This is a genomic window from Paenibacillus diazotrophicus (genome assembly GCF_042610465.1).
In genome coordinates this window covers 320,845-340,475 of sequence record NZ_JBGJZN010000004.1, presented here as the reverse complement: position 1 = coordinate 340,475, position 19,631 = coordinate 320,845, and the positions used below count along the sequence as shown (strand labels likewise).

Below are 19,631 nucleotides of genomic sequence, written 5' to 3'. Positions count from 1 at the left end.
CAATCATAGTACCATAATAAGTAGAATCAATACATGAAATCAGAGTCCTAGTAGTTCATGTGAACCAGGCATAAAAAGAGCGCAAATCAGATACGATTTGCGCTCTTTTTATGCTGCGGAAACCAGGGCCTCATAAGACTCCAGCGTCTTTTCATGCTCCGGTCTCCGCTCTGCTTATGCAATATAATTACAGACTCCTCTTTCAGGTCACATTCCTCAGGTGTCCATGTCTCAACATCCGGAAGCATATAGTACCGGGGATGAAAGCTGCAGAACATCTCACCCTGTTGTGTAAGTACCCGGTCAGTGTTGATCTCGATAATCCTGCCGCTTACAACATGGGATTTATACATAGACATCGCCTCTCCTGCTCATGTGATTATCCTGTTTTGAGCCTGTTCTGAAGGTGTGCTTTTATATTAGTGGCGGATCGATTGTTCCCAATTGCGGTATTCCGCTTCTGCATCATCTTTGGTATGGCCGTAGCGCTCCTGGAGTTTGCCTACCAGCTTATCCTTCTCACCGTCGATAACATCAAGGTCATCATCCGTGAGTTGTCCCCATTGTTTCTTGGCTTCACCTTTAAGCTGCATCCACTTACCTTTGATTACGTTGTTATCCATTACATGCTCATCTCCTTAGGTGTCTTTTTTAGTAGTGACCAGAGGCTCATGTCTTAAAAAAACATTACCCGCGATCCTTTAAATTGAATCTAATACCGTCGGCAGAGGAAAACAGCAGATTACGTCGTTTTTTGTCACATAATAGTCTCTTAAAACCGTATCCAAGTATTTTAAAATTTGATATAATTCATGTGTTGATAAATTAGTTTACTTTCAAGTGATTTTTTTCACTTGTCTATTGTTTTAAATATGCTAGAATGCCACCGGAGATAAAACAAGATAATTAAAATTTTTTCTATTATCTGTCGATATAAGTCATATAGCGGATACAAAAAGGGTCTTAAGACCGATTCAAAAGTGATATATGTCATTTATAAAGTGATTTTTATCACTTCCAACAGCTATTAAAATGTTTTACATTTTAATATATATATTTTAAACTATTTCTTTGGAGGTCACATTAAAATGAAAAAAGCTTCTGTAATTTTGTCGAGTGCTCTTGTACTTGGTACTTTGCTGGCAGGCTGCGGCAACAACAATGACGGGAAGAACGCGGCGGCTACGAATGCTCCTGTCGAATCCACTGCACCTGCGGCAACTGATGCCGGCACTGCAACTGCTGAAACAGGTAAGTATCAAGATGGAACATATTATGGAACAGCACCTGCTGATGAAAAAACCGGCTGGCAATCGTTCGTTCTGCTGACTGTAGAAGGCGGAAAAATCACCAAAGCGGATTGGGACGCTTTCAACGTTAAAAACGCTGGCGACCTGAAGAAAAAAGTATCTGAAGATGGAAAATACGGCCTGGTATCCAAAGGTGGCGGCCAAGCAGAATGGCATGAGCAAGCAGCTAAAGCTGAAGCCTTTTTAATTGAAAAACAGGATCCTGCAGCAGTAGTCGTAAATGCTGAAGGCAAAACCGATGCAATCTCCGGCGTTTCCGTTGGTGTAAGTGACTTTGTTGCTGCTTCTCAAGCTGCTCTGGCTGCAGGCCCTACAGAAGTTGGTCCTTACAAAGATGGCGGATACACTGCTGAAGGCGAAATGGATGCAGAATCCGGCTGGAAATCTACTGTCGCTATTACGGTTGCAGGCGGAAATATCGTAGCTGCTAATTTCAGCGGCGTGAATGCTGCCGGTGACGACAAGAAACAATATTCTGTAGACGGCAAGTACGGCATGAAAGCCGGCGGCGCTGCTGCTGAATGGCACGAAGAAATCGCTCTGGCCGAAAAATACTTCCTTGATAACAAGGGCGCTGCTCCTACTATGGATGCAGAAGGCAAAACCGACGCTATTTCCGGCGTTTCCATCCATGTTGGCGAATACTTTACACTTGCAGAAAAAGCACTTGAAGGCGCGAAATAATATTCGCTTCCCTCTTGCAGCTAATCAGAAGAATGAGGTGAGTTTCCCTTGAAGAAAATAGTCATTTTGGGCGGCGGCTACGGCGGCGTACTCACGGCTAAGAAACTGGCAAAGAAGTATAAGAATAATAAAGATGTAGAGATTAAGCTGATTGACCGCAATCCTTATCACACTCTCTTGACTGAACTGCATGAGGTGTCCGCGAACCGCGCGCCTGAGGATTCAATCAAAGTGGATTTGAAGAAAATTTTTGCCGGCCTGAAAGTGGATGTTGTACTGGATGAGATCAGCAATATTGACTTCAAAAGCAAAAAGCTTAAATCTGACAAAGCAACCTATGCTTACGATTACCTGGTAATCGGCACAGGCAGCAAACCCACATTCTTCGGAATTCCCGGAGCGGAAGAGAATACCTTCTCCTTCTGGTCTTATGATGATGCGGTTGCGCTCAAACGCCAGATCCGCGATATGTACACCAAAGCCGCCAAGGAGAAGAACCCTGCTGTACGCCGCGCAATGTTGACTTTCGTCATCATCGGTGCCGGATTCACGGGTGTCGAACTGGTTGGTGAAATGGCCGAACAACGCGAAGAACTGTGCAGAGAATTCTTCATCGATCCTTCCGAAGTGCGTCTGATCGTTGCCGATATGGCTCCGAAGATTCTGCCTATCCTTCCGGATAAGCTTATTCAGAAGGCTGAAGCCCGTCTGCGCAAGCTGAACGTCGAAATCGTTACCGGTGCCAAGATCACTGAAGTAGGTAACGGCAGTGTAGCGCTCGGCGAGAAGAACATCGTAGATTCCCAGACTATTGTCTGGACTGCCGGTGTGGAAGGCTCCGAAATCGTTGGCGGCCTTGAAGTACAACAACAGGGACGTAAACGCATCGTTACCAACGAGCATTTGGAAAGTGTTGACCACAAGAACGTTTACGTAGTTGGGGACAATATTTTCTATATTCCTGAAGGTGAAACCCGTCCTGTTCCACAGATGGTTGAAAATGCTGAACAAGCTGCTCCGGTCATTGCCAACAACATTGCTGCAGACATCAGCGGTACCGCCAAAAAAGCCTACAAACCAGGCTTCCACGGCACGATGGTCTCCATCGGCAGCCGGTACGGTGTTGCGAACGTAGGTCTTCCAGGCAAGTTCTTCATGCTTACCGGATTCATGGCAATGCTGTCCAAGCATTTTATCAATATGTTCTATCTTTCTCAAGTAGTAGGTTTTAACAAAGTATGGACCTACATGATGCATGAATTCTTCCATGTAGAGAACCGCAAGAGCTTTGTCGGCGGCTATTTCTCCAAACGTTCACCGAACTTCTGGCTGGTTCCGCTCCGTATGCTGCTTGGGGGCATGTGGCTATATGAAGGTATAGACAAGCTCAGAAAGATTTGGGAAGATCCAAATAAGATTTTCCTGATTCCTGCTCCTGCACATCTTACGGATGCCGCCTCTTCGGCCAGCGTTGCCGTCGATGCCGTCAAGGATACAGTAGATGCGCAATCCGCAGCCTCCGCAGTATCCACTGCTAAGGAAGCGGTTGAAGCTTTGTGGGTTCCAGGATGGATTTATGATATTACCCACTGGTTTATGAACCTGATGTTCTATAACAGTGGCGGAACAGATTATACTGCACTGGCAAAATGGTTCCAAATCGGCATGGTTTGTGCCGAAATCGTCTTCGGCGTTATGCTTATCGTGGGTCTGTTTACTGCTATTGCTTCAATAGCGACCATAGCTATGGCCGTTATGATCTGGTCTACCAAGATGGCTTCTACAGAAATGCTCTGGTATGTTGGGGCAGCTATCGCCTGCATCGGCGGATCCGGCAGCGTCTTCGGTCTGGACTACTATGTCCTGCCTTGGCTCAAAAAGCAGTGGAAACGAATCCCGCTTGTGCGCCGGTGGTATTTATATACCGACTGATATATATACCCGTTGTTTCGCATTTCTAACATCGTGTAATCAATAATATCAGCAACTTATGTGTATTGTATGTTGTTTCAGCTGAATATGATGTTCTTAAGAGTAATGTGTCCGTTGGACACATTACTCTCCTTATTTATTAAGGTACTAGCATAATCCATCGCAGATTTATTTGGATTTTTAACAAAGGGTTTTGTAGGGATAATCAAGGTTATGGTTTCTTCCGGCAAAACCGACAAGAAGGAGAGAATCTTGTGAACAGAAAAATCATTGAAGACAGCATCCGGTTGCTTCAGGCTGAAATGTCCCCGATCGCCGGAATTCAGCTGCGTCTCTCTCCGGCAGAATGTGAGCAACTGCTCTCGGTACTGGAACGCCATGATCTGGAATATGACCGCAAAGCCCATCTGCTAGGGATATATATCATTCTTACTGTAGCGGCTGAGCGCCATATGGAATGTGCTCCACATCATCCTGACCTTACCCGCAACATTTTGGATGGAGATTATTTGTACAGCTTTTATCTGCAATTTGCGGTGAAATGCCGTGAACTGGACCTTGTTGCTTATCTGGCTCCTTCGATTAAAAAAATGCAAATCGCGCGGTCAAATGGAGACTTCGCAGAACAAAATCCGGCGGCGGGCATTGAAGAGTTCCTGATTCAGGAGCGGAGGCAGCACAGCCGTACCAGCAAAGCCATTTGACAGGTGGGAACCATAAAGATGAAGCTGCACGAAGCCTTAAACATAGACCTGAATGAAATTAACCATGAAATCCAGAATATTGTGGTCCGTGATAAAGATGTACCCAAAAAGTCGCAGCTGGCCCAGAGTATCCTCGAGCTGACCGGCTCCGGAGGTAAAAGGCTCCGTCCGCTGATGGTCATCGTCGGCAGCCGTTTTGGACCCAAGCCTGTGGGCCGCAGAACTCTTCAGTTATCTGCTGCTGCTGAATTTATACACGCCGCCTCACTAATTCATGATGATATTATTGACAATGCTGAACTGCGCAGGGGGGCTCCGGCCTTGCATACCAAGACTGGCGTACTCTCTGCGGTGCATATCGGGAATTATATGTCCGCCCGCGTAATTGAGCTGCTCAGCAAATACACAGGTGACAAAAACCGTTATGTTCATGATCTATCAGCCGTAGCTACCGCTCAACTATGTCTGGGAGAATACCAGCAGATGGAGCATGCTTACGATTACAACCTTACCCACGAAGAGTACCTGGAGAAATCCCGGAATAAGACCGCCCTGCTGATGGCGACCTGTTTGCGGGTTGGTGCGCTGTCTACGGAGAGCACCAAAGACGTCGCGGACCTGCTCTATAGCTTTGGTGAAGCGCTGGGGATGTCCTTTCAGATCCAGGATGATCTGCTCGACTTCACCCAGTCGGCCGATGTGCTGGGCAAGCCTGCCGGAAGTGACCTGCGCCATGGCCAGGTTACCCTTCCTGTACTCTTTGCCCTGCAGAACCCCGAACTGGCTCCAGTGATCCGTACCATCGGCCCCTCCTCTTCCGATGAGGCGGTCGCTCATGTGCTGGCCCTGATAGGCCGCAGTGACGCCCTGGCCCGTACGGAGGAAGTTAGCCAGGATTATCTGAAGCAGGCCGCTGGAATCATCCAGCAGCTCTCCAGCTACCCGGCACATGCTGATCTGGAGACGCTGCTGCAGTATTTTGCCGGCCGGGATCGTTAAGGCTGCTTGGAATGGTGTAGTTGGCACTGCATAGGTGCTTTTTGCAACTTGGAAGATGGCCTGCTAGGTAGCTAATACCTAGCCGAAGCTTAAGAATAACTAAACGCTGACTCATATGCGGGGGCGTTGTCAGAGATAAACAGCCAGCGATCCACCTCGGCCCACCTAATAACGCAAAAAGAAGGTCCAGTTAGTCTGGGCCTTCTTTTTGCGTTTTCCTAATCCTTTGCTTATTGGTATTTTCCTTTTTGCGTTTAGCATTCTTCCGTTAGAGCCTCTACAGAGGAATGCGAAGAGTTATTTGATTGTCTTTGTCTTTGTCTTTGTCTTTGTCTTTGCCTTATTTCGCTAAATGAGCGAACGCAGCGAAGCGCCCGTGAGTAAGTTTAGCTCTTTTGTTCTGTGGTTGTGGTTCATGTTGTTGGGGTTGATCTTTCTAGCTCTTAAAGCTGTTTGTCCTTGAACCATGGCCCTAGTGGGACTGAGTTCACGGGAATGACCACCAAGCCAAGGAAAGCCGCGTAAGCCAGCTTTCCGCGCTAGTGTTCATGCCCGCCCCCTGCTGGGCGGGCATGTTGTCTTTTTTGTGTTAGTTTTTTGGGGTGGGCCCAGCCAGGTTAGGACGGAACGGAGGGGAAGTTTGGAACTGTAGGAGCGATAGCGTCCGCCTTTGTCTCCAGATGTTATCGCTAATAGCGATCTAATCCAAAACATCTGGAGACAACAGCGGCCGGAAGTCCAAACATTCCCCGGAGCGGAGCCTCTCCTAACCGCGCCCTCACACACCCTAATGAACATAAAAATAATCAATCATCGTGCACAGCAATATCACCATACTGATCACCTGATTCAAATTATAAGAAGCCACCTTCATCAGCCGCCGGTTATGAGGCTTAATAATGCGGTGCTCTGTCATCAGCAGCAGTGTAGCAATGCCGATGCCTACCAGGTACATCCAGCCCAGATCACGCCAGAGGTACAAGAACAGCAGCAGCATAATCATAATGAAATGCAGACCTTTGGAAATACGCAGCGCATTCTCCAGCCCGAAGAAGCTGGGAATCGACCACAGGCCGTTCCGGCGGTCAAAATCGATATCCTGCGTACCATAGATAATATCAAACCCGGCGATCCAGAGCATGACAACCGTACCAATCACAAACGGCGTGAACGCAATATTCCCCGTCACGGCGAACCAGGCACCTATCGGCGCCGATGCAATGACAAAGCCCAAATACAAATGGCTTAAGAACGTGAATCGTTTGGTATAGGAATAGGATGAGATCAGAACGATAGCTACAGGCGACAGCAGCAGGCAGAGCAGATTCAGCATACCGGAAGCTACAATGAACAAAGCATAGTTGATGATGATGAAGAAAATGACTTCCTTCTCTGCAAGCAGCCGCTGCGGGAGATGACGGTGTGCGGTACGCGGATTCTTACCGTCAAAGGTCCGGTCAACCAGACGGTTAAAGGCGTTAGCGCCGTTCCGCGCACCGATTAGAGCAATTAGCCCCCACAGCATCATGTGTCCGGATGGCCAACCCCCTGCCGCCCAGACCATCGAGATGATAGCAAAGGGCAGCGAGAACAGCGTATGGGAAAACATCACCAGCTCGCTGAACATTTTCAGCTTGAGCGCAGAGGTTTTGACAGCATTTAAGATGGCCATATTATTCTTCCTTTTCTGTAGAAACTTGTAGCAGTACTTCATTCAAAGCAGTCAGCATGCCGTCAATATCCTCAGCTGTAATAACCAGAGGAGGCTGGAAGGCCAGCACGTTGCGGCCTATACCATTTTTGCCGATCAAATACCCGCGGTCCTTCATCGCTTCCAGCACATCGTCGGTCAGCTCAGCCGAGCCGGCAGCATTTGGTGCCGCCAGCTCTGCGCCCAGCATCAGGCCAGTGCCACGTACATCAACGATCATTCCAGGATAACGTTCCTGAAGGGTATGAAGGCCTCCCTTGAGACGAGCTCCCAGCTCGGCTGCACGCACCGGCAGCTCTTCGTCGCGGATATAATCCAGCACCGCCAGCGCAGTAGCTGCAGACACCGGATTGCCCCCGAAGGTTGAAGCGGAAGGACGGTTCAGAGACGCCGCAATGTCATCCGTAGTCGCAAAGGCAGCTACCGGAACCCCGTTGCCCAGCGCTTTGGCCATACTGATAATATCCGGCACAACGCCAAAATGCTCCATAGCGAACATAGCTCCCGTACGTCCGTAGCCTGTCTGAATCTCATCGTCGATCAGGAGCACCCCGTACGCGTCCAGCAGCGCTTTGACCTCCCGGAAATACGTGAGAGCAGGCATAATCATGCCACCGTTCCCCTGAATTGGCTCTACGATCATTGCAGCGATGGTGTGGCCTTTTTCCTTCAGCACCCGTTCCAGGCTCTTCAGAGAAACGGCCGCTGCCTCCTCCAGCGTAAGCTCCGGATGATAGGGCCGCTCAATAAAGGTTACATCTTCATCCAGGTACTGATCCGTTCTCCACATGGACAGCCCGGTTACACTCATCGTCAGATTGGTACGCCCGTGCAGTCCGCTCTCCAGCGCAATGAACCCTTTGCGGCCGGTATGCATTCTGGCCAGCAGAAGCGCCCCTTCATTGGCCTCGGAGCCGCTGTTGACGAAGAAGCTGCGCCGCAACTTCCCTGGAAGCACCTCTTCCAGACGCTCAGCCAGATCCACATTTGGCTGTGTAAGATATACCGTCGAGGTGTGCTGTAGCTGCTGTAGCTGCGCAATCGTGCGTCCTGTAATCGCAGGGTTGCAGTGGCCGCAGGCGACAACCGATACACCAGCAAAGAAGTCCGTGTACTGCTTGCCGTTTTCGTCATAGACAAACTGCATGCTTCCACGTACAAGCTGCGGTGCATCCCGGTAAAAGTGTGCAGTACAGGGATAGAAATATTGCTTTCTTTTGGCGGCAACCGCTGTTCTTCCAATGGCTGTCTCTTGTTGCTTCATGAAGGGTTCCCTCTCTTTCAGGCGCCCGTCCGGGCGGTGCAGTATGGATTATGAATCCTCGACAATGTTTGTGAAAAAAGTAACTTATCAGTCATGCGCTTACCGTTATTATACGCTCTATCTTAATATTTTAAAATTTAAATAGTTCAATTAAACTGCAAGGCACCGAGTGTATAACCAGCATACACAGGTGTAAGTCCGCCCAATAAATCTTCCTGCGCATGATCGCCTCTAATAGCAGTCTGGTAGGCAGCAATGATGGTCCGCAGCTCTCCCGTGCTGTATGTGGCGCCTTCGATCCGGAAGCTGGCAATGCCAAGCCCGCGCATCTCATTCAGCATAGGCAAGTAGCAGAGTTCTTTGGAGAACAGCAGATGGCAGCGGCCAAATTGGTCACGATAGACCGGATTTTCCCCTTTATCTGTCTTTAGGACCAGCACATCATTTTTGACATACAGATTATCTTCTTCCGCAATAGGCTCCATAACCTCGGTATTCTCGTACAGATCATGTTCCATATACATCAGCGCCGGTGTGCCGTGAACAACAACCTCCAGAGGCAGATCACAACGCGAGGTGAAGTCGGCAAAATGTTCCATCGTCATTTCCGGCGATACGGTTAGCTTCTCCAGTCCCAGTCCGGTATACAGCTTCGCAGCAAGATGATTGTAGATATTCAGATTGGCATCACCGATCAACGGATAACCGGCAGCTCTGTAGCGACGAATGGCTCCAAGGTTGGTAATCATCAGTCCATCAATCGGCAGGCGTTCTCCACTTAGCAAATGATCATACTGGTTAAAATGAAGCTCCGTCATCATCCGTGGCATTCCGAGGTACAACCGGGTCTTCCCTTTAATGGCCCCAAGCGCCTTAATATCCTGCTTCGTAAACGGCCGGTCCGGCTCAAACACATCTCCAGGCAGATACAGGCTCTCTACACCCATTTCGATGACCAGACGGGCTTGCTCCATGTTATTCACACGCACAGCAAGTTCCGGTGCAGCTTTGGGATCCTTCTGAGCTTCCGCCAGGCGTTCGCGCAGCTCCACCACCCGGGTTTCGGACAGCTCGCGTTCGGCAGTTGGTGTACTGAACACTTTGCCCGTGCTGTAGAATTTGCCTGTGCCTTCGAAACGGCGGTTAATATTCGATAAGCCCGGTTTGCCAAAAGCGTAAGCGGTGGAGAAATCGCGTTTGCGGTTTTTGTATAGCTCTTTGGAGTCCACGGTCCGGTCAAAGCCAATCGGATCTTCAATGTAACGGTCAATGGCGTCGCTGTAGCTGTTCACCAGGGAGACCATGAATTCCTTATCGCGCATACGGCCTTCAATTTTGAAAGAGGTTATTCCCGATTCGATCAGTTCCGGAAGATGCTCATACATGAACATATCTTTGACGGCCAGCGGATATTCTGCCGGGAATACATAACCATCCTTCTTAATCCGGTAATCCCAGCGGCAAGGCTTCATGCATTTGCCCCGGTTGCTGCTCATCCCGAAGACCTGGGAGCTGAAATAGCAATTCGCCCCATGAACAGAACACATATCGCCATGAACAAAATACTCCAGCTCCATGCCGCTCTGCTGCCCTAGCAGCTTAGCCGTCTGCAGATCCATTTCGCGTGAGGTAACCACCCGGCTTACTCCGAGATCACGCAGTGCATGGATCATCTCCAGATTGTGTACATTCATCATGACCGAAGCATGGATAGGAACGGTAAGCTTCATCTCGCGGATCAGCTCCAGCACAGCCATATCCTGAACAATCAGCGCATCCGGACGGACCTCGTCAAGAAACTGCAGATAGGCTCTGGCTTCCTCCACATCCTCTTCGCTGAACAGATTGTTGACGGTGACATATACTTTTTTATCCAAGCTGCGGGCTATGGCCAGGGCTTCTATGATTTCTTCATGCGATAGATTATAGCCTTTGCGCATCATTCTCATATTGAGTACAGGACCGCCCAAATACACCGCATCACAGCCCGACTCGATCACTGCCTTGAAAATATCAAACGTACCTGCAGGTGCGAGTAGTTCAATTTCTTTTCCATTAAAAAATCTTGCCATTACCAATTCCCCCTAAAATATTACAATAGTGCCACTACAACTCCCATGATAACGAACATAGCTACAAAAACAGTATCGGTAACGCCCCACCTCAAGCGGTGATACCGGCTGCGCGGAGCATCCATGCGGAAGCCTCTGGCTTCCATGGAATAGACCAGATCCTGTGCCCGCCGAAAGGCGCTGGAGATCACCGGCACAAGCAGCGATACGAGCATCCGCGCTTTTTCTTTCAGTGGCAGTTCCTGCAGATCCGCTCCGCGGGAAGCCTGGGCTTTCATAATAATCTGCGATTCATCCAGAATCGTAGGGATAAACCGCAGCGCAATGCTGATCATCAGGGTAATCCGATCCGGCGACAGCCCTAACCTTTTGAATGGCGCCAGAATCCCCTCAAGCCCTTGGTTCAGCTTGCCAGGGGTGGTGGTAAAGGTAAGGAGCGCCGTGAACGTGATCAGAAACAGCATGCGGATGACAGAGAAAGCTGCCAGACGCAGACCGCCCTCATGCAGCGAGAACGAGCCGGCCGACCATAGCACATCTCCCTCTTTGACGGACAGGAGCTGCACAATGAAGATGAACAACATCAAATAACGCAAAGGCTTGGCCGCCTTGATAAAATACTTCAGCGGAATGCGCGTCGAGGCCATGACCGAAATCGAAAATACAGCCAGCAGCGCCATCGACAGCCAGGAATCCGACAAAAGAATTACAACTACATACAGCAGCATCCCGGTAAGCTTGGAACGCGCATCCAGCTTATGCACCCACGAGCCGGTCTCAATGCTGCGTCCCAGCAGCAGCCGCTCATTCATGGGCATCCCCCTGTTCTGCCGCTGTGCCAGACCGGAGCGTCCCCGGCAATGAAGCAATCAGCTCGGCAAGGCTCTCCGCAGTCAAGCGGGGCTTCTCGCTCGCAAGTCCGAACTTGCCAGCAACGGCCTGCCAATAACGGAGGGAATGCGGCACGCCAAGACCGCAGCGTGTAAGAATGCCCGGATCGGCGGCAAGCTCACCGCCGCTACCCTGAAAAGCAATCTTCCCGTCCTTCAGTAGAACCCAGCGGTCGGCAACCGGCAGCAGTTCGTCCATCCGGTGGGTTACGATAATGATCGTTCGTCCCTGCTCGCGGCAGAGACGTTGTAGTTGTGAGATTAGTTCAGCACGGCTGACCGGATCCAGCGTGGCTGTCGGCTCGTCCAGCACAACTATCTCCGGGTCCATGGCCAGTACGGAGGCAATGGCTGCCTTGCGCATCTGGCCTCCGCTTAAGCGGAACGGGTTACGTGAGAGCAACGCGAGATCCAGCCCCATTTCCAGCATGGCCTTGCGCGCACGCTCCTTAGCCTCCTCCGGACTCATGCCAAAATTGAGGGGTCCGAAGATCAGATCCTTTTCCACCGTATCTTCGAACATCTGCTGCTCCGGAAATTGAAAGACCAGTCCGACCCGGCGTCGCAGCGGCAGCAGCTTGGGCGATTTCTCACCGGCGTGTATGGTTACATCCAGAACTTTTACAGTCCCGTGCGTTGGTTTGAGAATACCATTGAATAGCTGCAGCAGTGTGGACTTGCCGGAGCCAGTTGCACCAGCAATCCCAGTCAGCGAGCCCTTGGGAATGCCTAGGGTAATATCATGCAGCGCCGTCTGTTTCCATAGACTATTCTCGGCATAAGTAAAACCTACTTGCTCTAGTTGAATGGCCATAGTGTATCTATTAGCTCCTTTTCACTGGAGGGCACATCCACCCTGATTCCCCGGCTTTGAAGTTCCCGGGCCAGGCGCCATGGATACGGCTCCAGCAGATGGCATTTCTCCAGAAGCTCTGTATTTCTGAATAGCTCCTGGGGGGTAGTATCAGCAGCAATGCCACCGCTGTGCAGAGCCAGCACCCGGTCGGAGGCCAGAATCTCGTCAGCATCGTGCGTGATCATCAGGATAGTGTATTGCCCATCGTCCCGCATCCCCTGCAGGATGCCCAGCAGTTCATCCCGGCTTGCCTCATCCAACATGGAAGAGGCCTCGTCAAAGATGACGATGCCTGGCTTCATGGCAAGAATGGAAGCGATGGCGACACGCTGCTTTTGTCCACCCGACAGCTCGCCCGGATGCTTGGCCAGCAGATCCTCAATCCCCAGCTTCAAGGTGTAGGTTCTAAGCCGTTCCTCCATCTCAGCGTAGGGCAAACACAACCCCTCCAGGCCAAACAATATATCTTCTTCAACCGTAGCCCCGATAAACTGATTATCGGGATTCTGGAACACCATGCCGATACATTGCCGGATCGTTCCAATCGTTTCTTCACCCAGCCGATGGCCGCATATAGTGATCTCCCCGCCGCTCTTAGGCAGGAGCGCATTCAGCAGCTTAACCAGCGTCGACTTGCCACAGCCATTCGGACCCACGATACTCACCCACTGGCCCTGTGGAATGGATAAGTTGATATTGTGGAGAATGGAACCGTCCGGATCATAGCCAAAAGAGACTCCGTCCAGCTGAACCACAGCCGGCACTCCTTCTTCCTCCAGATCTTGATATGCTTCAATCATGTTAGTCATCCTTCCGCTGTTGGACCCGCTTTAGCCCAAAAACTCTTCGAACAGCGATATTTTGGACAGCGACGCTACCAGATAACGTACGGCGAAGCCAACGGCAATCCCCGTTACAATCCCGGTAATAAGCAGCACCGGCAAGTAGTAGAAAATACTCATGGATTTAAATACAATGGCTGCCGCGAACAGCTGCCCTGTATTATGAGCCAGTCCGCCCGCTATACTAATACCAATCACACTAAATTTCTTGCCTCCCCATTTCACCAGCAGAAACATCACTACAAAGCTGAGCAGCGATCCGAACAGACTGAAGAGAAGACTCGAAAATGTGCCGAGCAAAAAAGCGGTAAGCAATGTCTTCAGAATGACCAGCATAAAGGCGTCACGGCCCCGCAAAAAGAAAATACATGTCAGAATCATGATATTGGCAAATCCGAGCTTGGCGCCAGGCATCAGTCCAACCCCAACCAGCGGAATCTGTGCTTCTACCAGACTTAGCACTACAGCGACTGCAGCGAATATGGCCACAATTACCGTTCGTTTCAATGCTGTTGCCGATTCACTACTGGACATAGCCATCTATCTCTTCCTCCCCGGACACGCCGCCTGCTATTTCTACTAATACCCGGTGCGGCAGGCACACAATGGTCTGCTTGGGACGGGTAATATGGCCAAAGCCCAGACATACCTTGTCCGGACAGTCCGCATCGTACATTTCAATCCCGTAGTCATACACCTTCAAAATGTTATAACCGCGCTCTGTGCGGATATCAATGGTTTGTTCTTCTTTTGTAAGCTTCACTGTCTTATACAGCTTGCCATCCACCGTTATATTGGCTACTAGGTTGTTGCCGGGTCCCGCCTTGTCGGTATCGTTCGAGAGCCATCTCGGCACGATAAAAGCAAGCGCGGCAATGAGCACGATGGAAATCAGCAGCACATCTGCGCGTTTCATAATGATCTCCCTTATTTTTTAGTTAAAATCCAGACTTATTAATTATAACGGTCTGTTTGCAATCCTTCAATGAATGTACTCGGGATTTGTCGGTTTTAGGGAGCAGTTCACAAAATAGGCACGCAAGCAGAAGCGGATACCGATCATAAATGGATGGCATCCGCTTCAATAAGAAATATTAGGATAAAGTCGTTATTCACTGCCCGCGCTTCACCGCTAACCAACCCGGCCAGGATAACCTGCTCCATCGGATTTCTCAGTTTTTCCGAAATACGCCAGAAACAAACCGGTAAATTCAGGGTCCCACTGGGTGCCCATGCCCTGTTCCAGAATAGCCAGTGCGCGCTCATGATTCATCCCTTTGCGGTATGGCCGGTCCGAGGTCATGGCATCATAGGCATCAGCCACGGCTATGATCCGGCCATGCAGCGGAATAACCGTTCCGGCCAGGCCGTCCGGGTAACCTTTCCCGTCATAACGTTCATGATGCGAACGAACCCCACCCAGGTATGGCGCCATCTTTTCCACAGGCTCAATCTGACGCAGAATATTCTCACCAAGGACGGGATGGCTCTTGATCTGGTCGAATTCCTCGTCGGTCAGCGCTTCTTCCTTGAAGAGAACAATGTCCCTTACGCCGATTTTACCGATATCATGCAGCAGGGCAGACTTGCGCAGATCATCCAGTTTCTGCCCGCTAAGCCCTGCGAGCTGGCCAATAATCACCGAGTATTCTGCCACCCGCAGCGAGTGACCGGCCGTGTAAGGGTCCCGGGCATCAAGTGCGACGGCTAAGGTGGTAAAATAGCTGTCTAGCAATTGTCTGTTCTGCTGTTCCCGGGTCTGCAGACCCCGGACCATCATATTAAAACCGGCAACAAGCTTCGAGAATTCATCAGAGTACTCGTCTTGCACCTGCAGCAGCCGTCCGTCTTTGACATTGTTCATGGCTTGGTACAACTCGTTGATCGGATGCTGCACACTTCGGGTCAGAAGCCAAGCTGCTATGGAAGAAAAGAGGGTACCGATTAACAGCACAAGCCCTGCCCACTCCCAATAGTTCTGCATCCCGTCCACTCCTCCGTTACGCAGCGTTTCCAGCCTGATCTGGGTTGCCATAATGAACAGAAAGAGCGGGAAAGTACCGATCAGCATACAAGTGACGAGAAATTTGGGGCGAATGGGTACAAACACATGACCTTCCAGAGAAAGGTCCACCTTATATATTGCCAACGCCCGGTTCCTGAATTCTTTTATCAGCGGGATGATTGCCGAGGAGGTCAGAAAAAATTCAATCAGCGCGTGCATGCAGGCCACCAGAATGGCCCCCGCGACCGCAAGTATTAGATAAAAGTAAGGCAAACTGATCCATCCAGTACGAATCATCCATAGGGTCAGGAGCGTTGCCGGCAGAGACAACCCGAGAAAATGCGGACCCATTATCCGCTGTACCGCAAGCTTCGGCATCCGGTGAGTATGCAGATAAGCTTCATCCAGCATGGCCAATGTCGGTTTTTGCTCCGTAAGCGCCATCCGGATTGGCCGGATCTGTCTGACAAAAACACCGATTTCCGCAACAGCCATAATAACAAACGAGATCAGCAATATGATCAGCAGCCGAAGATACTCTTTTGGGCTTATTTCAAGCGAGGAGAGAAGGATCAGGCTTCCCACCGCAAGTACAGCAACCACGGAACCAAATATGTAGTTAAAAATCTGTCTTTTCAAAAAAGCTCCGTATACCTTCATCGGTTCCCTCGTTTCCAACGTTCCTGTTGAGCCTAACTATTTGCATTTCTTTACATTCCATGATATACTTAGTGAATATTTGTTTGCAGTATATACTATCCCCATCAAGAAGATGTCAAGCCGATTCGTTGCGATTTTATCTATATCGGCATTTTGGACACAAAATCTTACGTTTTCTTGCAGTACTATTCCTTTTTATGAGATTAAATTCGAACATAGTTTTCCGATTCGCACTGGCGCGGCCACGGAGCCGCAAGGACAAAAGAGAGGTAGGGCTTTTGTCGTTTTGGAAGGATTATTCTCGCCACACGGCTGCTGGAAATAACAAGGATCAAGACACCCGTTTTTCTCAAGGACGGCGGGGGATTAAATATACGCAGAAGACATGGTTTCGCTGCTTTCTTGTAGATAGGATGCAGTCCCATGTGTGGAACATATTAGCGCCCGATAACCGCATTCTGCGGATATCGGGCGCGTCTACGTTTCCGGGGCTTTTTTTGCCAGGTCAATGGATGTACCGGGTAACAAAATTAGCCACCTTCGCTATATACGATGCTTTATCTGTGTCATACGCGAGGCCGTGTCCCGCACCATGCACTACAAGCTTATCCTTAGGACTCTTGCAAGCTTGATAGAGCTCCTCCATCATATGGAACGGCACGAACCTGTCGGCATCACCATGTATGAACAGTATAGGCACGCGGGCTTTGCGGACCTGCTTCAGAGCGGAAGCCTCTCCGAAGAAATACCCGGCTCTGATGCGGGTGATGAGGCTTGCCATATGCACAAAAGGAAAGCTTGGCAGATGATACATCCGCCAAAGCTGGTAAGACAACTGCGCTTTGACCGAGGTATATCCGCAGTCGGCTACAATAACTTTTACCTGCGGCGGAAGCTCTTCTCCCGAAGTCATCATCACGGTTGCTCCGCCCATAGATATCCCGTGCAGCACAATCTGTGCTTCCGGTCCATTCTCCGCCAGGATGTACCCGATCCACTTCAGATAATCCCGGCGCTCCGGCCAGCCGAACCCGATATAATCCCCCTTGCTGTTCCCATGTCCACGGGCATCGGGAAGCAGTACATTATAGCCCATAGTCTCATAATAGATTTTGGCACATGCCCCCATATCCTTGCCTTTCGCGGAATATCCGTGCGCTATAATAGCAGTTCGCCCTGCGGCACGCTCTGACGGAAGATAGTAGCCGCGCAGCATGAGCCCATCATCAGACATAATATCAACATTTCTGAAGCTGTGACGGGATACCCACTCTGCTCCTTCGCCCCAGGACGCCCCGGCAACCGGCGGGTCCACCTTAAGATCAGGCGTCTTTGCCAGAAATTCCTTCGGTGCCCGCTTGATTGCGATGCCATAAAAAAAGAATCCTGCATAAGTCACACCGCCGGCAATAATCATCACTACGGCAAGTATAATTACACTCCACATGAACGTCTGCCGCCTTTCCTTCTATAGAATTGAATCAACTGGCTTGGCGCCAACCAATTTTCAGCATAGTATACCATGGCTTAGGGAGCGACTGGAAATTCATACCCAAGTTAATACAAAAGAACAGGGTTTCTCCACTAAGGGAGATGCCCTGTTCTTTTGTTTGTCTACTATTTCCAGATTCACTTACCGTTTGCGTCGACTGCTCCTAGCTGCTCTACTGAGCAGCAAACCCAAACCTGCAATTCCCAGACCAACGAGGTAATACGGTGCTGGACTGGCTTCCCCGGTCTGCGGCAGCTTGCGGGGTATATCCACACTCCCCAAAGGAATCTCATCGTCTATGATCACTTCTTCCTCAGACTTCGTCGTTGCTGGTGCTGACGGAGCAGGGGGAGGCGCCGGTGTAGTCTGGGGTGAAACTGTCGGCTGCGCTGGAGCTACCGTTGCCGCTGGCCCCAAAGGAATGGGATCCTCATTGATCACCGTATCGTCCACAATTGTACCGATTACCGTTGTTGGTGTTGGCGTTGGTGTTGGCACGATTACCGGTACATAAATGATTGTAGTGCTCGGCGTTGGCGCAGCCGATGCGCTCGGCGTTGGCGTCACCGACGCGCTCGGCGTTGGCGTTGACGACGCGCTCGGCGTCGGCGTAGACGACGCGCTCGGCGTCGGTGTAGACGACGCGCTCGGCGTCGGCGTAGACGACGCGCTCGGCGTCGGCGTAGACGATGCGCTCGGTGTCGGCGTTGACGATGCGCTCGGCGTCGGTGTAGACGACGCGCTCGGCGTTGGCGTAGACGACGCGCTCGGCGTTGGCGTAGACGACGCGCTCGGCGTTGGCGTAGACGACGCGCTCGGCGTTGGCGTAGACGACGCGCTCGGCGTTGGCGTCGCCGATGCGCTCGGCGTTGGCGTCGCCGATGCGCTCGGCGTCGGTGTAGACGATGCGCTCGGCGTCGGTGTAGACGACGCGCTCGGCGTTGGCGTCGACGACGCGCTCGGCGTTGGCGTAGACGACGCGCTCGGCGTTGGCGTAGACGACGCGCTCGGCGTTGGCGTCGCCGATGCGCTCGGCGTTGGCGTCGCCGATGCGCTCGGCGTTGGCGTAGACGAGGCGCTCGGCGTTGGTGTAGACGACGCGCTCGGCGTTGGCGTAGACGACGCGCTCGGCGTTGGTGTAGACGACGCGCTCGGCGTTGGCGTCGCCGATGCGCTCGGCGTTGGCGTCGCCGATGCACTCGGCGTCGGTGTAGACGACGCGCTCGGCGTTGGCGTCGCCGATGCGCTCGGCGTCGGTGTAGACGACGCACTCGGCGTCGGCGTTGACGACGCGCTCGGCGTTGGTGTCGCCGATGCGCTTGGCGTCGGGCTCGCCGATGCGCTCGGCGTTGGCGTCGGCGCTAACGGGGGTTCCGATCCTTCATACGGATAGTGGTGCATCTGCACATATCCACTGAAGGCTTTTGCGATTAGTGTGCCATGAAGTTCGGCGTGATCATAGAAGACGCTGGCATGAGGAGCCAGAATGGTGCCTTCGATGGTGGTATTTCCAACATTCAAAGAAGCCGCTTCATAGAAATTGAACAGTACCTTACGGGGTTTGCCTCCCCAGAATTGAAAATTCGGAATCTTCACAGAGCCTCCGCTTACATTAATAACCACGGTGGCATCGCCTGTGATGTTGAACTGCAGGCCATTGGCATCAGCCAAATCTGCAGCGTCCAGATGAATAACATTATAGGCATCCGGAGCATTAATGGTGATTTTCCCATATTCTTTTACAAAAGGCTGAGTCTGCGGCAAAGCGGCTAGTTCATTCGAACGCTGTATCAGAAACTGTTCCTCGGCCGCAAAATCAATCGGTGCGCCCTTGCGGGGAGTTTCCTTAAGATCTGCACGTGTGCTGGTTATACTGCCGCCATATACTGCTGCGCCATATATCGTTCCATCTGTAAGACTAAGATTCTTGCCTGCAATCAGCACATCCCCGCCAGGCGCATCCTTGGATACACCGTATCCTTGCAAAGTAATATTCCCTTCAGCCGCAAGCCTTCCATGAATCTGATCATAAGATTGTGTGAAATCCCCGAATATAAAGGCATTAAAATTACCAGCAACGCCCAAAACAGGTGTAGGAATATAAGGCATATTAGCCGCTGCATTGACGTTCCATCCCCAAGTAACCGCACCGCCAAATACCAACACTCCTGTCAGTATCAGAGCTACCGCCTTCCGTGTACTCTTTCTCA

The 19,631-nt window shown here is 50.9% G+C and carries 18 protein-coding genes and 1 pseudogene; 5 read left to right on the top strand and 14 right to left on the bottom strand.

Features of this window, described 5'->3' with window-relative positions:
- Nucleotides 1-86 precede the first annotated feature (86 nt).
- The gene (locus ACAN54_RS18380) at nt 87-353 is read right to left on the bottom strand and encodes a hypothetical protein (protein ID WP_379158369.1); all 267 of its coding nucleotides are present in this window, start codon (nt 351-353) and stop codon (nt 87-89) included.
- Nucleotides 354-419: 66 nt separating this feature from the next.
- Complete coding sequence (locus ACAN54_RS18375; RefSeq protein WP_379158366.1) at nt 420-623, bottom strand: CsbD family protein; 204 nt, start codon at nt 621-623, stop codon at nt 420-422.
- Nucleotides 624-1,088: 465 nt separating this feature from the next.
- Here ACAN54_RS18375 and ACAN54_RS18370 point away from each other — a divergent pair, with 465 nt between their 5' ends.
- From ACAN54_RS18370 to ACAN54_RS18355, 4 genes are all read left to right on the top strand, one after another.
- Nucleotides 1,089-1,994, top strand: coding sequence for an FMN-binding protein (locus ACAN54_RS18370; RefSeq protein WP_379158363.1), 906 nt, complete (start codon nt 1,089-1,091; stop codon nt 1,992-1,994).
- A gap of 48 nt (nt 1,995-2,042) precedes the next feature.
- On the top strand, nt 2,043-3,926 hold the full coding sequence (locus tag ACAN54_RS18365; protein ID WP_379158360.1) for an FAD-dependent oxidoreductase: 1,884 nt from the start codon (nt 2,043-2,045) through the stop codon (nt 3,924-3,926).
- A 254-nt stretch (nt 3,927-4,180) separates the two neighbouring features.
- Nucleotides 4,181-4,630 carry a hypothetical protein gene (locus ACAN54_RS18360; RefSeq protein WP_379158357.1) on the top strand — a complete coding sequence of 150 codons (450 nt, stop codon included), beginning with the start codon at nt 4,181-4,183 and terminating at the stop codon, nt 4,628-4,630.
- Nucleotides 4,631-4,648: 18 nt separating this feature from the next.
- Nucleotides 4,649-5,629: a polyprenyl synthetase family protein gene (locus ACAN54_RS18355; protein WP_379158354.1), complete on the top strand. Its 981-nt coding sequence runs from the start codon at nt 4,649-4,651 to the stop codon at nt 5,627-5,629.
- A gap of 787 nt (nt 5,630-6,416) precedes the next feature.
- Here the strand turns inward: ACAN54_RS18355 and ACAN54_RS18350 are convergent.
- The 11 genes from ACAN54_RS18350 to ACAN54_RS18300 form a co-directional block, all read right to left on the bottom strand.
- On the bottom strand, nt 6,417-7,301 hold the full coding sequence (locus ACAN54_RS18350) for a UbiA-like polyprenyltransferase (protein WP_379158351.1): 885 nt from the start codon (nt 7,299-7,301) through the stop codon (nt 6,417-6,419).
- A gap of 1 nt (nt 7,302) precedes the next feature.
- Complete coding sequence (locus ACAN54_RS18345) at nt 7,303-8,604, bottom strand: aspartate aminotransferase family protein (protein ID WP_379158348.1); 1,302 nt, start codon at nt 8,602-8,604, stop codon at nt 7,303-7,305.
- 146 nt (nt 8,605-8,750) lie between these two features.
- Nucleotides 8,751-10,676, bottom strand: coding sequence for a peptidase U32 family protein (locus ACAN54_RS18340; protein ID WP_379158345.1), 1,926 nt, complete (start codon nt 10,674-10,676; stop codon nt 8,751-8,753).
- A 20-nt stretch (nt 10,677-10,696) separates the two neighbouring features.
- The gene (locus tag ACAN54_RS18335) at nt 10,697-11,488 is read right to left on the bottom strand and encodes an energy-coupling factor transporter transmembrane component T family protein (protein WP_379158342.1); all 792 of its coding nucleotides are present in this window, start codon (nt 11,486-11,488) and stop codon (nt 10,697-10,699) included.
- Nucleotides 11,481-12,380: an energy-coupling factor transporter ATPase gene (locus ACAN54_RS18330; protein WP_379158339.1), complete on the bottom strand. Its 900-nt coding sequence runs from the start codon at nt 12,378-12,380 to the stop codon at nt 11,481-11,483. The genes ACAN54_RS18335 and ACAN54_RS18330 overlap by 8 nt, the downstream gene beginning before the upstream one ends.
- A complete protein-coding gene (locus ACAN54_RS18325) occupies nt 12,365-13,222 on the bottom strand; it encodes an ATP-binding cassette domain-containing protein (protein WP_379158336.1) in 858 nt (285 codons plus the stop codon). The genes ACAN54_RS18330 and ACAN54_RS18325 overlap by 16 nt, the downstream gene beginning before the upstream one ends.
- Nucleotides 13,223-13,252: 30 nt before the next feature.
- On the bottom strand, nt 13,253-13,804 hold the full coding sequence (locus tag ACAN54_RS18320) for a Gx transporter family protein (protein ID WP_379158333.1): 552 nt from the start codon (nt 13,802-13,804) through the stop codon (nt 13,253-13,255).
- A complete protein-coding gene (locus ACAN54_RS18315; RefSeq protein ID WP_379158330.1) occupies nt 13,788-14,180 on the bottom strand; it encodes a NusG domain II-containing protein in 393 nt (130 codons plus the stop codon). The genes ACAN54_RS18320 and ACAN54_RS18315 overlap by 17 nt, the downstream gene beginning before the upstream one ends.
- Nucleotides 14,181-14,396: 216 nt before the next feature.
- Complete coding sequence (locus tag ACAN54_RS18310) at nt 14,397-15,929, bottom strand: HD domain-containing phosphohydrolase (RefSeq protein ID WP_379158328.1); 1,533 nt, start codon at nt 15,927-15,929, stop codon at nt 14,397-14,399.
- A gap of 505 nt (nt 15,930-16,434) precedes the next feature.
- Entirely contained in the window at nt 16,435-17,376 is a 942-nt protein-coding gene (locus tag ACAN54_RS18305; protein WP_379158325.1) for an alpha/beta hydrolase, read from the bottom strand.
- 186 nt (nt 17,377-17,562) lie between these two features.
- Complete coding sequence (locus ACAN54_RS18300) at nt 17,563-17,919, bottom strand: LPXTG cell wall anchor domain-containing protein (RefSeq protein WP_379158756.1); 357 nt, start codon at nt 17,917-17,919, stop codon at nt 17,563-17,565.
- A 16-nt stretch (nt 17,920-17,935) separates the two neighbouring features.
- On the opposite strand from ACAN54_RS18300, the gene ACAN54_RS18295 reads away from it, so the two are divergent.
- On the top strand, nt 17,936-18,814 hold the full coding sequence (locus tag ACAN54_RS18295) for a hypothetical protein (RefSeq protein WP_379158322.1): 879 nt from the start codon (nt 17,936-17,938) through the stop codon (nt 18,812-18,814).
- Between the two features lie 44 nt (nt 18,815-18,858).
- Here ACAN54_RS18295 and ACAN54_RS18290 read toward each other — a convergent pair.
- Nucleotides 18,859-19,530 (bottom strand): annotated as a pseudogene (locus tag ACAN54_RS18290) (choice-of-anchor A family protein); the annotation flags it as partial.
- Nucleotides 19,531-19,631: the final 101 nt, after the last annotated feature.

What these genes read in the sequence shown, in the direction of transcription:
- ACAN54_RS18380 (WP_379158369.1), bottom strand. Translation starts at nt 353, where the DNA reads ATGTATAAATCCCATGTTGTAAGCGGCAGGATTATCGAGATCAACACT.
- ACAN54_RS18320 (WP_379158333.1), bottom strand. Translation starts at nt 13,804, where the DNA reads ATGGCTATGTCCAGTAGTGAATCGGCAACAGCATTGAAACGAACGGTA.
- ACAN54_RS18310 (WP_379158328.1), bottom strand. Translation starts at nt 15,929, where the DNA reads ATGAAGGTATACGGAGCTTTTTTGAAAAGACAGATTTTTAACTACATA.
- ACAN54_RS18330 (WP_379158339.1), bottom strand. Translation starts at nt 12,380, where the DNA reads ATGGCCATTCAACTAGAGCAAGTAGGTTTTACTTATGCCGAGAATAGT.
- ACAN54_RS18370 (WP_379158363.1), top strand. Translation starts at nt 1,089, where the DNA reads ATGAAAAAAGCTTCTGTAATTTTGTCGAGTGCTCTTGTACTTGGTACT.
- ACAN54_RS18295 (WP_379158322.1), top strand. Translation starts at nt 17,936, where the DNA reads ATGATTGTAGTGCTCGGCGTTGGCGCAGCCGATGCGCTCGGCGTTGGC.
- ACAN54_RS18325 (WP_379158336.1), bottom strand. Translation starts at nt 13,222, where the DNA reads ATGATTGAAGCATATCAAGATCTGGAGGAAGAAGGAGTGCCGGCTGTG.
- ACAN54_RS18340 (WP_379158345.1), bottom strand. Translation starts at nt 10,676, where the DNA reads ATGGCAAGATTTTTTAATGGAAAAGAAATTGAACTACTCGCACCTGCA.
- ACAN54_RS18350 (WP_379158351.1), bottom strand. Translation starts at nt 7,301, where the DNA reads ATGGCCATCTTAAATGCTGTCAAAACCTCTGCGCTCAAGCTGAAAATG.
- ACAN54_RS18355 (WP_379158354.1), top strand. Translation starts at nt 4,649, where the DNA reads ATGAAGCTGCACGAAGCCTTAAACATAGACCTGAATGAAATTAACCAT.
- ACAN54_RS18305 (WP_379158325.1), bottom strand. Translation starts at nt 17,376, where the DNA reads ATGTGGAGTGTAATTATACTTGCCGTAGTGATGATTATTGCCGGCGGT.
- ACAN54_RS18315 (WP_379158330.1), bottom strand. Translation starts at nt 14,180, where the DNA reads ATGAAACGCGCAGATGTGCTGCTGATTTCCATCGTGCTCATTGCCGCG.
- ACAN54_RS18375 (WP_379158366.1), bottom strand. Translation starts at nt 623, where the DNA reads ATGGATAACAACGTAATCAAAGGTAAGTGGATGCAGCTTAAAGGTGAA.
- ACAN54_RS18345 (WP_379158348.1), bottom strand. Translation starts at nt 8,604, where the DNA reads ATGAAGCAACAAGAGACAGCCATTGGAAGAACAGCGGTTGCCGCCAAA.
- ACAN54_RS18335 (WP_379158342.1), bottom strand. Translation starts at nt 11,488, where the DNA reads ATGAATGAGCGGCTGCTGCTGGGACGCAGCATTGAGACCGGCTCGTGG.